Genomic DNA, 12,609 nt, shown 5'->3' with positions numbered 1-12,609 from the left:
ACGGCAATCAGCAATGGGGCGGTCTGGCCGCCGTCAGCCGATCAGCCCGGCCTTGCGGCTCTGTGCTCGGGCCAGCCGCCGCCAAGGCCGGGCCAGCCGTAGACCAATGGCAATGTCCCGATCTTCAGCGTCCAGGTCCAGATCCGTGACGGCCAGAGCCGGACGGTCCTCCGCCGGGCAGCGCGCGAGCCACCGGCCGCCCGGGCCAATGACCCCAGCGGGGGCCGTGGAGCCGAACTGGGCGGGAACCGAGTAGCCGATCCAGTAATTGAAAAGCGTTCCGTATGCCTGAGCGACGACAGCGCGGGCCGCGTCGTCCACCATCACCGACAGCAGGACCACGTCCACATCGAGCGCCTCGTACTGGGCGAATAGCTCGGGAAAGTTCGCCTCGATACACAGCGCGCAGCCGACCCTCAGCCCATCGATCTCGAATACCACCGGCTCGCTCCCAGGGGAGTACAGGCGGGTGGCCTCAGTGTGCGAGAGGATCCGCTTGTCGTACCTGGCCGTGATCTCTCCCTGATCCGATACGACCAGTAGGGAGTTTCGCGGGAGTACCGCTGGAGCCAGAGGACGGATGGTGCCGAAGACGACCCAGATCCCGAGCTCTCTGGCGAGCAGCCTGATCGCCTCCTCCTCTGCGCCGATGACATCCCAGGCCGTCTCCGTCCAGCTCACCGTCCCCCCATCTGCCGCCGGCATAGCGTCTGGGTCGGGGTAGACGATTGCCCCCTCGGGGAATTGGACCAGCCTGGCCCCGGCATCGGCGGCCTCCCGCATTTGCGCGCGGACCTGAGCCCCGCTCGCGCGAAGAAGAGCAGGGTCGGCTGGGTCATCCGGGACGTTGCTCTGCGCCACTGCCAGCCGCAGGTGACGAGCCGCGCCCGCATGGTGCGGCAGGTCCCATCGTGGCGTCGGTGGCGCGGACGAGCTGACGGTGGAGCGGGGCACTGTTGCCTTCCTAGACGTAGAGACTGCGACCAAACATGCAGATCACCACATTGTCTAGCAAATCGGAATTAAGGCGCAATATGAGAGGTCGCAACTGGGGATCCGATCGGCCCCCGGGCTGCCGATGAGGCGATGCCGCCAGCATCCTCCCAGGCCGGAGCGGCTCTACCCGAATTTTCGTGATCACCACATCAACCGATGTAGCAACTTCAGCGCCGGCGGATGTGTGCGTCGCGTCCTGACGAATCGCCAAGTCCCGCTAGGCTTGGGACCCTTGCTCGGGCCAGCCAATGCGCAAGGGAGCCACCGCACCGTGAGTAGCAGCTTCGTTCACCTGCACAATCACACCGAGTACTCGATGCTCGACGGAGCGCAGCGAATGAAGCCAATGTTCGAGGAAGTGGCGCGCCAAGGAATGCCAGCAATCGCCATGAGCGATCACGGCAACATGTTCGGGGCTTATGAATTCCAGTCAGTGGCTAAAGGATTCGGCAACGTAAAGCCCATCATCGGCATCGAGGCATACGTCGCACCTTCGTCGCGAAGGCATAAGAAGCAGGAATTCTGGGGACCTGGCGGCCGGCGCGCGATGAGCGATGACGGCGAGGGTTCAAAGGACGTATCCGGCGGTGGCCGATTCACTCACATGACCATGTGGGCAGAAAACGTCCAAGGCCTCCGCAATCTTTTCCTTCTCTCGACGGAAGCCTCATACACGGGCCAGTTCCCCGCTGGCAAGCCGCGTATGGACATGGAGCTGATCAGCGAGCACTCTCAAGGGATCATCGCCACCACCGGTTGCCCTTCAGGCGCCATCCAGACCCGTCTCCGCCTGGGGCAGTACGAGGAGGCACGAGAGACTGCCAGCGCCTACCAGGACATCTTCGGCAAGGACAGCTACTTCCTCGAGTTGATGGACCACGGCCTGTCCATCGAACGCGAGGTGCGAGAAGGACTGCTTCGCCTTGCAAAGGAACTGAACATTCCCTTGCTGGCAACAAATGACGCACACTACGTCCATCCGACCGACGCGGAGGCACACGACAACCTCCTGTGCATTGGGGTGGGTAAAGACAAGAACGACCCCAACCGTTTCAAATTCCAGGGCACCGGCTACTATCTCAAGACCGCGGCCGAGATGCGTGAACTATTCTCGGAACTGCCGGAAGCCTGCGATAACACATTGCTGATCGCTGAGCGTATCGGCTCGTACGACGACGTATTCGACAACGTCGATGAGATGCCGCAGTTTCCTGACGTCCCGGAAGGGATGACCCAGGAGGAGTACCTGCGCAAGGACGTCCTCAAAGGTCTCGCCATGCGCTACGGAGACCCGATCCCCGATCACGTAATGGAACGCTTCGAGACCGAGATGAAGATCATCGGTCCGATGGGATTCTCCTCGTACTTCCTCGTCGTCGCTGACATCTGCAAGTACGCGCGCGACAACGGCATTCCGGTTGGGCCCGGCCGTGGTTCGGCAACCGGATCCATCGTCGCCTACGCCACTCGGATCACCGAACTCTGCCCACTTGAGCACGGGCTCCTGTTCGAGCGGTTCCTCAACCCGGAGCGCATCAACCCGCCGGACGTCGACCTCGACTTCGACGACCGCCAGCGCGAACGGATGGTCCGGTACGTCACCGAGAAGTACGGTGACGAGTACACAGCCATGGTCAACACCTTCGGCCGGATCAAGGCGAAGAACGCGATCAAGGATTCCTCGCGCATCCTCGGCTACCCGTTCTCCCATGGTGAGCGGATCGTGAAGGCGCTGCCCCCGGACCAGCAGGGCAAGACCATCACCCTGTCGGGCATCTGGGACCCCCAGCACCCTCGGTACGGCGAGGCTGGCGAAATCCGGGCGCTGTACGAGAACGAACCTGATGTGAAGAAGGTCATGGACACCGCCAAGGGTGTCGAAGGCCTGATGCGCGGCACTGGCGTGCACGCGGCCGCGGTGATCCTCTCCAAGACCCGCCTGACGGATCGCATCCCCCTGCACATGCGCGCCTCTGATGGCGTGAAGATCACAGGGTTCGACTACCCCAGTTGCGAAAATATGGGGCTGGTCAAGATGGACTTCCTGGGGCTGCGCAACCTCGGTGTCATCGACCAGGCGATCCAGAACATCCGGGAAAACCGCGGAATCAAGCTGGCGACAGTAGACCCGATGGACGGCGATACAGAGACAGTCGTCATCCCCTTGGACGACTCAAAGACCTACCGGCTCCTGGCCGACGGCAACACGTTCGGGGTTTTCCAGCTCGACGGCGGCGGCATGCGCACCCTGCTGAAGCTGATGCAGCCCACCCGATTCGAGGACATCGCCGTAGCGCTCGCGCTCTACCGGCCCGGTCCAATGGCCGCCAACGCCCACACTAACTACGCACTGCGGCAGAGTGGCAAGCAGGAACCCGCCCCTATCCACCCGGACCTGAAAGAAGCCCTCGACCCGATCCTGGGCTCCACCCACCACCTGCTGGTCTACCAAGAGCAGATCATGGCCATCGCCCGGCAACTCGCCGGCTACACCCTGGGCGGCGCCGACATGCTCCGCCGGGCCATGGGAAAGAAGAAGCCTGAAGTCCTGGCCGCCGAGTGGGACAAGTTCGCAGGTGGCATGAGAAGCAATGGCTACTCAGAAGAAGCGATCAAGGCCATCTGGGACGTCATGCTGCCGTTCTCCGGCTATGCATTCAACAAGTCCCACACCGCAGGCTACGGCCTGGTCTCCTACTGGACGGCATATCTCAAGGCCAACTACCCCGCCGAGTACATGGCCGCACTGCTGACCTCGGTCGGAGACGATAAGGACAAGGCAGCCGTCTACCTGGCCGATGCCCGCGCGAACGGCGTCCGAGTTCTGCAGCCAGACGTCAACGAGTCGACCGCAGAGTTCACAGCCATCGGCGACGATGTGCGCTTCGGCATGCGAGCCGTTCGCAACGTCGGCGACGCAGTGATCGAGGCCATCGTCGCTGCACGCCGCTCCAAGGGGAAGTTCTCCTCGTTCACGGACATGCTTGACAAGTGTGACCTACCGGCCCTGAACAAGCGGGCCATCGAATCACTGATCAAGGCCGGTGCCTTCGACTCCCTCGGCCACTCCCGGCGCGGCCTGTGCGCGATCCACGAAGACGCCGTCGACGCCGTCGTGCCCGTCAAGAAGGCAGCCTCTTACGGGCAGGACGATCTGTTCGCCGGCCTGGGAGGCAGTGAAGCCGAAGACGCTGGTGCCGGATTCGGGCTCGACTTCCCTGTCGACGAACAGGAATGGCCCCGCCGGCAACTCCTCGCTACCGAGCGGGAGATGCTGGGTCTGTACGTGTCAGCGCATCCCCTGGACGGTGCCGAGCACATCCTCTCCGGATCCAGAGACACCACGATCGCTGAGCTCTTGGCCTCCGGACGGACCCAAGGAGACGTTCAGCTCGCCGGCCTGATCACCGGCGTCCAGCGGAAGATGACCAAGCAGGGAAACAACTGGGCCATCGCCAACCTCGCAGACCCTACAGGGTCCATTGAGGTGCTCTTCTTCCCCGCCGTCTACCAGCTCTTTGCTCACGCCCTGACTGAAGACAATGTCATTTCGGTCAAGGGAAAGATCGAGGACCGAGACGGCACCCTGAATATCTTCGGTAGGGAGCTCTCGGTCTTGGACGTCTCTAGCGCCGAGCACGGCGGCAGGCCCCCCGTGCGCCTAGCACTTCCTCTTCATCGCGTCTCCGACCGGACTGTCGCAGATCTGAAACGCATCCTGCATGCACACCCTGGCGACAGCCCTGTCCACTTGGCTGTCCGCGGCCCGCAGAAGACAACTGTCTTCGCCTTGGCAGCACAAGTCGACGCGGCCTCGCTGGCGTCCGACATCAAGGGCACGTTCGGACCGGATGCTTGGCAAGGTGTGGCGTGAGTGACACACATGGGACCGGGGCGACTCCTGTCCTCGCCAGTCATGACGAGCTATTCGTCAAGATTGACGATGTGTCGGACTGCCGGGCCTGCGGAACTCCTGGGCTCCTTCTCGTCCGGTTTAGTCACTCGTGGAAAAATCAAACCGGAAATGATGTCCCAGGCATCCGCGAGACCCTGTTATGCCCCCAGTGCTCTCGCCGATACCCAGCAGCCGCCGAACTGATCGCACTATTTTCCGTTGACGAAAAGATGAGTCCCGAGAACGTCACCGTTTTCGGTGGGCTCGTAGCAGCGTGGGTCGAGTCGCTACGCCAGGAGCGCGTTGACGAGGAGCTTCTCGCAGCGGAACACGATCTGTGGCTGCGCGGCGCCCTCTGAAGGCTGCTTTGCTGGCAGGATGCGGCACGCTATCAGAATCGTCCCCGGCCAATCCAGCGTCCGCTGGTTTGTGCATTCCCGGTTCACAGGATCCTCGGGGCAGCGGAACCATGGTGTGACATGGACGCCTCTGATATCAGTCGTCCAACCGGAGAGATTCCGCGTGTGGATCGGCTATTACCCCATACACGGAATTATCCAGGTTGGTCATTAGAGCCGCAAACCTCGTCCCGATCTCAAAGTGCCAGCTCTCATACCAATGGGGCACCCAGCCGCCATGGGCCATAGCCGAAATCAGCAGCATTCTGTTGGCGCGAGCCTCCTCTGGAAGAGTGTGCGCATTCAGGAATGACGTTTCTCTGGATCTTTTGGGAGTGGCGTTGACCCGGTAGCCGATGTCCAACTCGGTGCCATCCAGGGAGGCGAGAGTGACATCGACCGCGCCGCCGCAACTGTGCGGGGCGACCCAGGGCGGCGAAACGTACCGGCCAGCCAGTGCAATGAGCTGATCCGAGGTCATGTCCGGATGTTCAGCGGACAGCCGCGACATCTCCTCCCGGAAGTATCGGCTCTGCTGGGTCGGCGGCCGGTAGCACTCAACGACGCGCAGTCTGCGGCCTCGCTTGCGCAGATACTCCTCGGCCGCCCATAGCTGATCCACTAGCCCTGAGCGAATCATCACAAAAGCCTCCGTGGTGGTGGCCTTGCGTTCGTCGATCAGAAACCGATCGTCGTCGCGTAGGGACACCAGAGGCTCTCCACAATCAGCGACCCGCACGGCGACAACCCGAGGATCGGACATCGCAATGCCCTCCTCCGCGATCTCGGGCATGCAGTGAGCGGCTGGCAGGAAGCGGCGGGAACTCTCGCTCATAGCGCAGATGCCTTCGGTCCATTCGGGTAGCAAGGGCCTGGGGTGGCGGACATCTGGCGGCTGATGGTCGGCGTCTCGTGGGCTCATAGATCTGTCTATGGCCGGTTGCACCGGCCCGCTCCTCTCCGGGAAACGTGGTGAAGGAGGAGGAAGGTGTCGATCGCGGAGGGCGCGTACCCGAAGTACCTGCCCCGTTCGGCGTCGTCCCTGGGCTGGAGCGGGCCCCAGCTGACGGTGTGGCAGGTGTTTCGGTGGAGGGAGAGACCGAGTCGGACGCGCGGGAATCCGGGCCGGCCCCGCAGGGCCGCCCAGACACGCACGGCCTCAGCCACGGCGCCCACCGACAGGTAACCGCCGCGGCGGCTGCCGCCGGCGGGCACCGCAAGGAGTACGGCGCCGTCCACCTTCACACCAACCGCGCCGTCAAGGAGGTCTGGGTCGGCGAGGCGTTCCCGGAACCAGGCGCATTCCTCAGCGCACTCTTCGGGTGAGGGGCGGCAGAGGGGAGCGGCGATGTGCGCCAGCGGGAAGCGGGGCATGGAAGGTGCGGGCCTCGCATCGTGGACATCGGTCACACCGTTCGGGTGAGCTAGTGGTTGGGGACCTTGGTGAGGGTGTCCCGGTCCAGGCGCACCACGACCGTGTGGTGGTCGGACAAGCCCTTCATATCGACACGCGGCGGTCCCAAGAGACCGCCGGACGCTGTCGGCATTGGGCGCTGACTCCGAGGCTTCCGCAGAAGAAGTCACGGCTTTGCAGGGAGTCTGGCAGCCGTTAGGGCACTGCCGGAGCCGAGGCGGCATGCCGGGCGAGCTCGGCGTACAGAGTCGAATACGCGCGCTCAGCGAGCGCGTAGTCGTCGTCACTCACTTCGGCCTTGAGTCCCTCGAAGTTCTTGTCTACTTGCTCCGCGCTGGAGACCCCGGCCAGCACGATGGAGTCAGGGCAACTCCTGAGGCAGCAGTGCAAGGCAAGCCGCGCGAGAGCCTGCGGATCTCTCCCGAAGCGGTTGCGGAGCACCTCCAGGCCGCGGTCGACGATCTCCAGGTCCGCCGGGGTGTACCGGGAGCGAATGTCACCAGGCGAGAAGGGCGATTCGGGACCGTACTTCCCGGTGAGTAGTCCGTGCAGGAGCGGTTCGTGAATCATGGTGGCGGCACCGCGCCGGCGTGCGAATGAGAAGACGCTCTCGGCTCCGCCCACAATGGTGTGACCGGCCTGCGGTGCGAGCGGGCTGGCCGTGGTGCTGAGAACTCGCGGGTTGAGCTGATCGAAGAGGAAGTCGTAGCGCGCCTGGGTTCCCCAGCAGTTGGCGCTCGGGTCGGAAGTGGCTGGACTTGCCGGCAGGACGCCAGGCACGCGCATCCCGATCGCTGTGACGTCGCCGGAGTCGCACAGAGCCCTGAGGGTGTCCCGTGCTTCTTCGAGGTAGCGGTCGCGCGGCCCGAAATCGTCGTGGGCGAGGACCAGCACGTCGAGGTGCTTCACGCCGAGGTTCTCCTGGGTCTGCTCCACCTGACGGAAGAGGTTGAGGGAGCTGTAGGCGTGCTGGCCGGTGCCCTTGTATGTGCCGACCGTGCAGGTGATGCGCACGCTCGTACGCGGCACCTGGGTGAGCATCCTGCCCAGCAGCCTCTGGGAGTGGCCGAGCCCGTACACGTCCGAGGTGTCGTACACGGTCGCTCCCCGGGCGTGCGCGTGAAGCAGGGCGTCGACCGCGCTGCTGTCGGCCACATGGGCCCATCCGACCGGACGGCCCTCGTTGGTCGCCGGTCCACCGATGGGCCGGCAGCCGACCCCCAGGGGGTGTTCGTCCGGCCCGGCCACCAGGCGCCGGCGGGACAGATACGAAGCGGTCACGAAGGCTCGCTCTCTTCGCGGGGATCAGGGGCGCCGCGTCGGCCCGCTGCGGCGGGCGCGTCGGCGCGAAAGAAGTCGGCGGGCGGCGGCGGTGCTGCCAGCCTGTCCCCACTCACCGTGGCATTCCCCCGGCAGCCGCGTCCAGGTGACCGGTGTGTCGTCCCGGTGGTCACCTCTCCAGCAGATAGCTCGCAACGACCGCAAGATTTGTAAGAGTTGTGCCGATTTCGCCGCCCGGGTTCGCGGGGTGGGACGGGAAGAACGACCACCGGGACGACACACCCGCACCCTGGCGGGACCGTCCAGGAGCGCGGCAGGGTGTTGATCAGTTCCAAACCGGTCTGATGAGGCCGGACTTGGAGCTGACGACGGCTGCACCACCCCTCACGTCCCTCAGGCGAGAGCTCGGGAGCACTTGACCACTCGCCTGTCACCATCCGCCGCTTCCCCGGATGCCGAACATCCCCCAGGGTGACCCTGACATCACCCCACGGTGTCCGGGGAGGCGGCCTCGATACCCGAGGACCTGACCGTGACTGCGATACACGAAGTGGCCATCGCGGCCTTGAGCGGCACAACCGTCGGCGGCGTCACTGCCGCCGTGGCCCTCATGACGCGATCACGCCGGGCCCTCTCTCGCAGTCGCGCCGAGGCCCGGGCGGCCGCTGAGGCTGATGAGCAGCGGAGGAACAAGGCGCTGCAACACCTTGTGAACGTGCGGCTGCCCAGCCTGGCTCTGCATCTGCGCAGCACCCACTACCCCGTTCCCGGCCTGATCGACACCGGCCTCGTCGGCACAGAGTTCGCGGCCTTCCTCGACTCCGTCCAGGAACTGTTCGCGAGGGCGGTTCTCGAGGAGCGGCACCGCGTGGATGCGGCTGCCCGCGCCGCGCTGCGCGGTGCCTGCATGGAGATCCAGGCGAAGTCGTACCAGATGCAGACCGATCTCGACTTTCTGCAGCAGGCGTGCGAGGACGAAGAGACCCTCAAGAACTACTTCCGCCTCGACCACCTCAACGAGCAGCTGGCGCGCCTGGTCCAGAAGGCGGCGATCGTCACGGGCTCCTGGCCCGGCCTGGTGCGCCCGGACACCCATCTGCCCGATCTCGTCACCGGGGCGACCTCCCGCCTGCACGGCTTCGAGCGCATCCACGTCCACTCCAAGCTGCGCACCGACACCGTCGGTGTCGTCGGGCGCGCCGCGGAGCCGATCGCGGTGGCCTGCACGGAGCTGCTCGCGAATGCTCTGGAGTCCTCACGCGCGGACCTCTCGGTGGAGGTCACCCTCCTGCAGACCGACAACGGCGCGGTGTGCATCCAGATCGACGACGCCGGCAAGGGCATGACCGCGGAGGAAGCCAACAGAGCGGCCCAACTGCTCGCCGGCAGGCAGCAGGTCCTGCTGACCGAACTCGGTGACCCTCCCGCCCTCGGCTTCGCGGCCATCGGCCAGCTGGTCGCCGACCACGGATTCCAGGTCACCGTCGATCAGGTGTCCACCTACTCGGGCGTCCGCGCGGTCATCACCATCCCTCCGGCCCTGGTCACCTCGATCAACCCTCACACCGATCCCCTCTCCGCCATGTCCCCTCGGCCTGCCCCCGCACCCCGCGCACCCCGCCGGGCGATCACCACCAGCGACGACTCCCCGGCCGCCAGTCCGGACAGCGGGGCCTTGCCCCAGCGGTACCGCCGCCGCAGGGAGCCCACCTTGGAGGAGCGAACCGCCCCCGGCGGCCATCCCCCCGAGCCGGAGCAGGCCCGCTCGACCTGGGACGCCTTCGAACAGGGGATAGCCGCCGGACGAGCCGGAACCCCTTCTGACATCCGAAACGAGGACCGAACATGAGCAGCTCCACCCTGGTTGCGCAGATCGCCGATCCGTCCTGGGTCCTGGACCCGATCACCACGATCAATGGTGTGCACGTCGCACTGATCATCTCCTCCGACGGAATCGTCGTGGGCGCGTCCGAAGGCACCACCACGGGCCCGGCCGACCGGACCAAGAGGGACATGGACGACCGCGCCAAGAGGGACACCGTCGACCGGATCTCCGCGGCGATCTCGTCCCTCCACGGAGCGGGCCGCGCCGCGGCGGTGGAGGCCCTCGGCGCCCACGAGAAGACACCCATCTCGACCATCACCGTGCAGTTGGACGCCGACCCCACGTCGCAGAGCGCCGTGAGCGCCGGCACCCTCATGGTCATGCCTGTCGGCGGGGAGACCAACGCCTACCTCGCCGCCGCGTTCGGCCCGGCGACGCCGATGGGCATCATCGCGCAGACCATGGCCAAGCAGGCGAAGAACCTCGGTGACCAGCTCATGACCGTGTCCTCGCGAAACGACGGCCCCGCCTCATGAGCCGAGGCCAGGGACGCAGGCTCGTCCCGAGCTACCTGGCCCCCGGAGGCAGCAGCGCTCCCACCCGCAATTCGCTTCAGTCGCTCACCGCGCTCATCGCCACCAGCCTGCCGGCCAAGCCCCACCACACCCCGGCCCAGCAACGGCTGCTGGACCTGACCGCCAAGGGCCCGCTGACCGTCGCGGAATCCGCCGGCTACCTGCGGCTGCCGATGGGGGTCTGCATGATGCTCGCCTCCCAGCTCATCGACGACGGCAACCTGATGGCCCGAGCGCCCCTGTCCGGAGTTCCCGACGGCATCCGGACACCCGGGGCCGGGCGGCCCGACAAGTCTCTCCTGGAAAGGGTCCGCGATGGTCTCCTCACCGCCCTCTAGCAGCGTGCCGTCACCGGTGTACTTGCCCGACGGGGACTTCGACCTGGTGAAGATCCTCATCGTCGGGCCGTTCGGGATCGGCAAGACCACGGCCATCGAGACGGTGTCCGAGATCCGCAGCCTGCACACGGAAGAGCCGATGACGCAGGCCGCGGCGTCGGTCGACGACCTCGTCGTCGACGGCAAGAGCACCACCACGGTAGCCATCGACTTCGGCCGCATCACACTCGGCGACACCCGCATCGTCCTGTACCTGTTCGGGACGCCGGGACAGGAGCGGTTCCGGGTGATCTGGGAGGACATCGCCCAGGGAGCGCTCGGCGCCCTGGTCCTCGTCGACACCCGCAGACTCGACGCCTCCTTCGAGGTGATGGACCTAGTCGAGGACGCCGGACTGGACTACGTCGTCGCGCTGAACCGGTTCCCTGACACCCCCGCGCACGAGCTCGACCTCGTGCGCAAGAAGCTCGACCTGGAAGACCACACCCCTCTGGTCACCTGCGACGCGCGGGACCGCACGTCGGTACTGGACGCGCTCAGAACACTGGCCGACCACCTCGTATCCCGCGCCGGAGCCGATCTGTCATGACGTCCGCCCCCCAGCTGTCCGCCGTGCCGCTCTACACCGCCGAGCACGCCGCCGACCCCCAGCTCAGCTTCACCCGCCTGCGACAGCAGGGCCCCGTGGGACTCGCCGAGATCGACGCCGACGTCCTCGTCTGGGTGATCACCGACTACCGGGCCGCCCTGGACCTGCTCCACGACCAGAGCGGCCTGTGGACCAAGGACACCCGCGGGTGGATGGAGCACGTCCCGGCCGACAGCCCGGTCATGCCGATGCTCCAGTGGCGCCCCAGCCTGTTCTTCGCGGACGGACAGGAACACGCCCACCTGCGCCGGGTCATCACCGACAGCTTCGCGCTCCTCGACCCCCGGCACGTGCGGGACACGACGATGCGCCACGCCGACACGCTCCTGGCCGAGTTCTCCCACGCCGGGCGGACCGACCTCGTGAGCCAGTACGCCCGGCGGCTCCCCCTGATGGTGCTCAACACCCTCTTCGGGAAGCCCGACAACGCCGCAACCCAGCTCATCGACGCGATCGAGGCGATGACGAGCACTGACCTCGCCCGCAAGGCCCAGGGCGAGCAGACCCTAGGCGCCTACCTCAGCACGCTCTACCAGACGAAGGCCGCCCGGCGAGGCCACGACCTCACCTCGTGGTTCATCGACCACCCCAACGGACTGTCCCCCGACGAGGTGATCAACCAGATCCTGATCACTCAGGGCGCAGCGTGGGAGACACTGGCCGGGCTCATCGCCAACACCGCCGCCCGCATGCTCTCCGACCCGCGATACCGCGGCACCCTGACCACCGGCAGCCTGCCCATAGGGCACGCCGTCGACGACGTCCTGTGGAACGACCCCCCACTGGCCATGTACAGCCTCCACCGTCCGAATCGTTCCGTGCACTTCCACGGCCGTGACATCGAGCAGGGCCAGCCGGTCTTCGTCTCCTACGCCGCGATCAACACCTGCCCCTACACCGGGCAGACCCGTGAGGGGTTCCGCTCCGACCGCAAGGCGCACCTGGCGTTCGCCGCCGGCGCCCACGAGTGCCCCGCGCAGTCCATCGCCCTCGTCGTCGCGACCGCCGCGATCGAGCGGCTCACCGCAACCCTGCCGGACATCGAACTCGCCGTCCCTGTCGAACAGTTGATGCACCGGCCCGACCCCATCTACCGCGTCCTCACGGCCCTCCCCTGCCGCTTCACCCCCCTCGCACCGGCACCGAGCACCCCGCCGCGCCCGATGAGCATCGAGCCGCGACGGCCTGAGGCCGGGCGGCTGCCGACGGCCGCCCGGCCGCGCTGAACCTCGCCTTCC

The 12,609-nt window shown here is 66.0% G+C and carries 12 protein-coding genes; 7 read left to right on the top strand and 5 right to left on the bottom strand.

Annotation, left to right across the window (positions count from 1 at the left end; genetic code table 11):
• Positions 1-33: 33 nt before the first annotated feature.
• Positions 34-783: a carbon-nitrogen hydrolase family protein gene (locus ACWCQM_RS17725; protein ID WP_450916167.1), complete on the bottom strand. Its 750-nt coding sequence runs from the start codon at positions 781-783 to the stop codon at positions 34-36.
• A gap of 484 nt (positions 784-1,267) precedes the next feature.
• Here ACWCQM_RS17725 and dnaE point away from each other — a divergent pair, with 484 nt between their 5' ends.
• Together dnaE and ACWCQM_RS17715 are read left to right on the top strand one after the other, a co-directional pair.
• Positions 1,268-4,870: a DNA polymerase III subunit alpha gene (gene dnaE, locus ACWCQM_RS17720; protein WP_450916166.1), complete on the top strand. Its 3,603-nt coding sequence runs from the start codon at positions 1,268-1,270 to the stop codon at positions 4,868-4,870.
• Positions 4,867-5,250 carry a DUF6300 family protein gene (locus tag ACWCQM_RS17715; protein ID WP_450916165.1) on the top strand — a complete coding sequence of 128 codons (384 nt, stop codon included), beginning with the start codon at positions 4,867-4,869 and terminating at the stop codon, positions 5,248-5,250. Before dnaE ends, ACWCQM_RS17715 begins: the two co-directional genes overlap by 4 nt.
• Before the next feature lie 136 nt (positions 5,251-5,386).
• Here the strand turns inward: ACWCQM_RS17715 and ACWCQM_RS17710 are convergent, their stop codons facing one another.
• The 4 genes from ACWCQM_RS17710 to ACWCQM_RS17695 form a co-directional block, all read right to left on the bottom strand.
• Entirely contained in the window at positions 5,387-6,124 is a 738-nt protein-coding gene (locus tag ACWCQM_RS17710) for a M15 family metallopeptidase (RefSeq protein ID WP_450916164.1), read from the bottom strand.
• 95 nt (positions 6,125-6,219) lie between these two features.
• The gene (locus tag ACWCQM_RS17705) at positions 6,220-6,663 is read right to left on the bottom strand and encodes a DUF6302 family protein (protein WP_450916163.1); all 444 of its coding nucleotides are present in this window, start codon (positions 6,661-6,663) and stop codon (positions 6,220-6,222) included.
• A 50-nt stretch (positions 6,664-6,713) separates the two neighbouring features.
• Entirely contained in the window at positions 6,714-6,836 is a 123-nt protein-coding gene (locus ACWCQM_RS17700; RefSeq protein ID WP_450916162.1) for a hypothetical protein, read from the bottom strand.
• A 62-nt stretch (positions 6,837-6,898) separates the two neighbouring features.
• Positions 6,899-7,984, bottom strand: coding sequence for an aldo/keto reductase (locus ACWCQM_RS17695; protein WP_450916161.1), 1,086 nt, complete (start codon positions 7,982-7,984; stop codon positions 6,899-6,901).
• A gap of 715 nt (positions 7,985-8,699) precedes the next feature.
• Here ACWCQM_RS17695 and ACWCQM_RS17690 point away from each other — a divergent pair.
• Genes ACWCQM_RS17690 through ACWCQM_RS17670 form a run of 5 tightly spaced genes read left to right on the top strand, consistent with a single transcriptional unit; the run spans position 8,700 to position 12,597 of the window.
• On the top strand, positions 8,700-9,833 hold the full coding sequence (locus ACWCQM_RS17690) for an ATP-binding protein (protein WP_450916160.1): 1,134 nt from the start codon (positions 8,700-8,702) through the stop codon (positions 9,831-9,833).
• A complete protein-coding gene (locus ACWCQM_RS17685; RefSeq protein WP_450916159.1) occupies positions 9,830-10,345 on the top strand; it encodes a roadblock/LC7 domain-containing protein in 516 nt (171 codons plus the stop codon). Before ACWCQM_RS17690 ends, ACWCQM_RS17685 begins: the two co-directional genes overlap by 4 nt.
• On the top strand, positions 10,342-10,722 hold the full coding sequence (locus ACWCQM_RS17680) for a DUF742 domain-containing protein (protein ID WP_450916158.1): 381 nt from the start codon (positions 10,342-10,344) through the stop codon (positions 10,720-10,722). Before ACWCQM_RS17685 ends, ACWCQM_RS17680 begins: the two co-directional genes overlap by 4 nt.
• Entirely contained in the window at positions 10,700-11,311 is a 612-nt protein-coding gene (locus ACWCQM_RS17675) for a GTP-binding protein (protein ID WP_450916157.1), read from the top strand. The genes ACWCQM_RS17680 and ACWCQM_RS17675 overlap by 23 nt, the downstream gene beginning before the upstream one ends.
• Positions 11,308-12,597, top strand: coding sequence for a cytochrome P450 (locus ACWCQM_RS17670; protein WP_450916156.1), 1,290 nt, complete (start codon positions 11,308-11,310; stop codon positions 12,595-12,597). The genes ACWCQM_RS17675 and ACWCQM_RS17670 overlap by 4 nt, the downstream gene beginning before the upstream one ends.
• Positions 12,598-12,609: the final 12 nt, after the last annotated feature.

It is taken from the genome of Streptomyces sp. NPDC002125, from assembly GCF_053593715.1.
The sequence above is the reverse complement of the archived record's forward strand: the minus strand, read 5'-3'. Positions and strand labels throughout refer to the sequence as shown.

Bases quoted from the DNA above. Each gene is read 5' to 3' on its own strand.
- ACWCQM_RS17725 (WP_450916167.1), bottom strand. From the start codon at position 783: ATGCGGGAGGCCGCCGATGCCGGGGCCAGGCTGGTCCAATTCCCCGAG.
- ACWCQM_RS17710 (WP_450916164.1), bottom strand. From the start codon at position 6,124: ATGAGCGAGAGTTCCCGCCGCTTCCTGCCAGCCGCTCACTGCATGCCC.
- ACWCQM_RS17705 (WP_450916163.1), bottom strand. From the start codon at position 6,663: ATGCCCCGCTTCCCGCTGGCGCACATCGCCGCTCCCCTCTGCCGCCCC.
- ACWCQM_RS17700 (WP_450916162.1), bottom strand. From the start codon at position 6,836: ATGCCGACAGCGTCCGGCGGTCTCTTGGGACCGCCGCGTGTCGATATG.
- ACWCQM_RS17685 (WP_450916159.1), top strand. From the start codon at position 9,830: ATGAGCAGCTCCACCCTGGTTGCGCAGATCGCCGATCCGTCCTGGGTC.
- ACWCQM_RS17680 (WP_450916158.1), top strand. From the start codon at position 10,342: ATGAGCCGAGGCCAGGGACGCAGGCTCGTCCCGAGCTACCTGGCCCCC.
- ACWCQM_RS17675 (WP_450916157.1), top strand. From the start codon at position 10,700: ATGGTCTCCTCACCGCCCTCTAGCAGCGTGCCGTCACCGGTGTACTTG.
- ACWCQM_RS17670 (WP_450916156.1), top strand. From the start codon at position 11,308: ATGACGTCCGCCCCCCAGCTGTCCGCCGTGCCGCTCTACACCGCCGAG.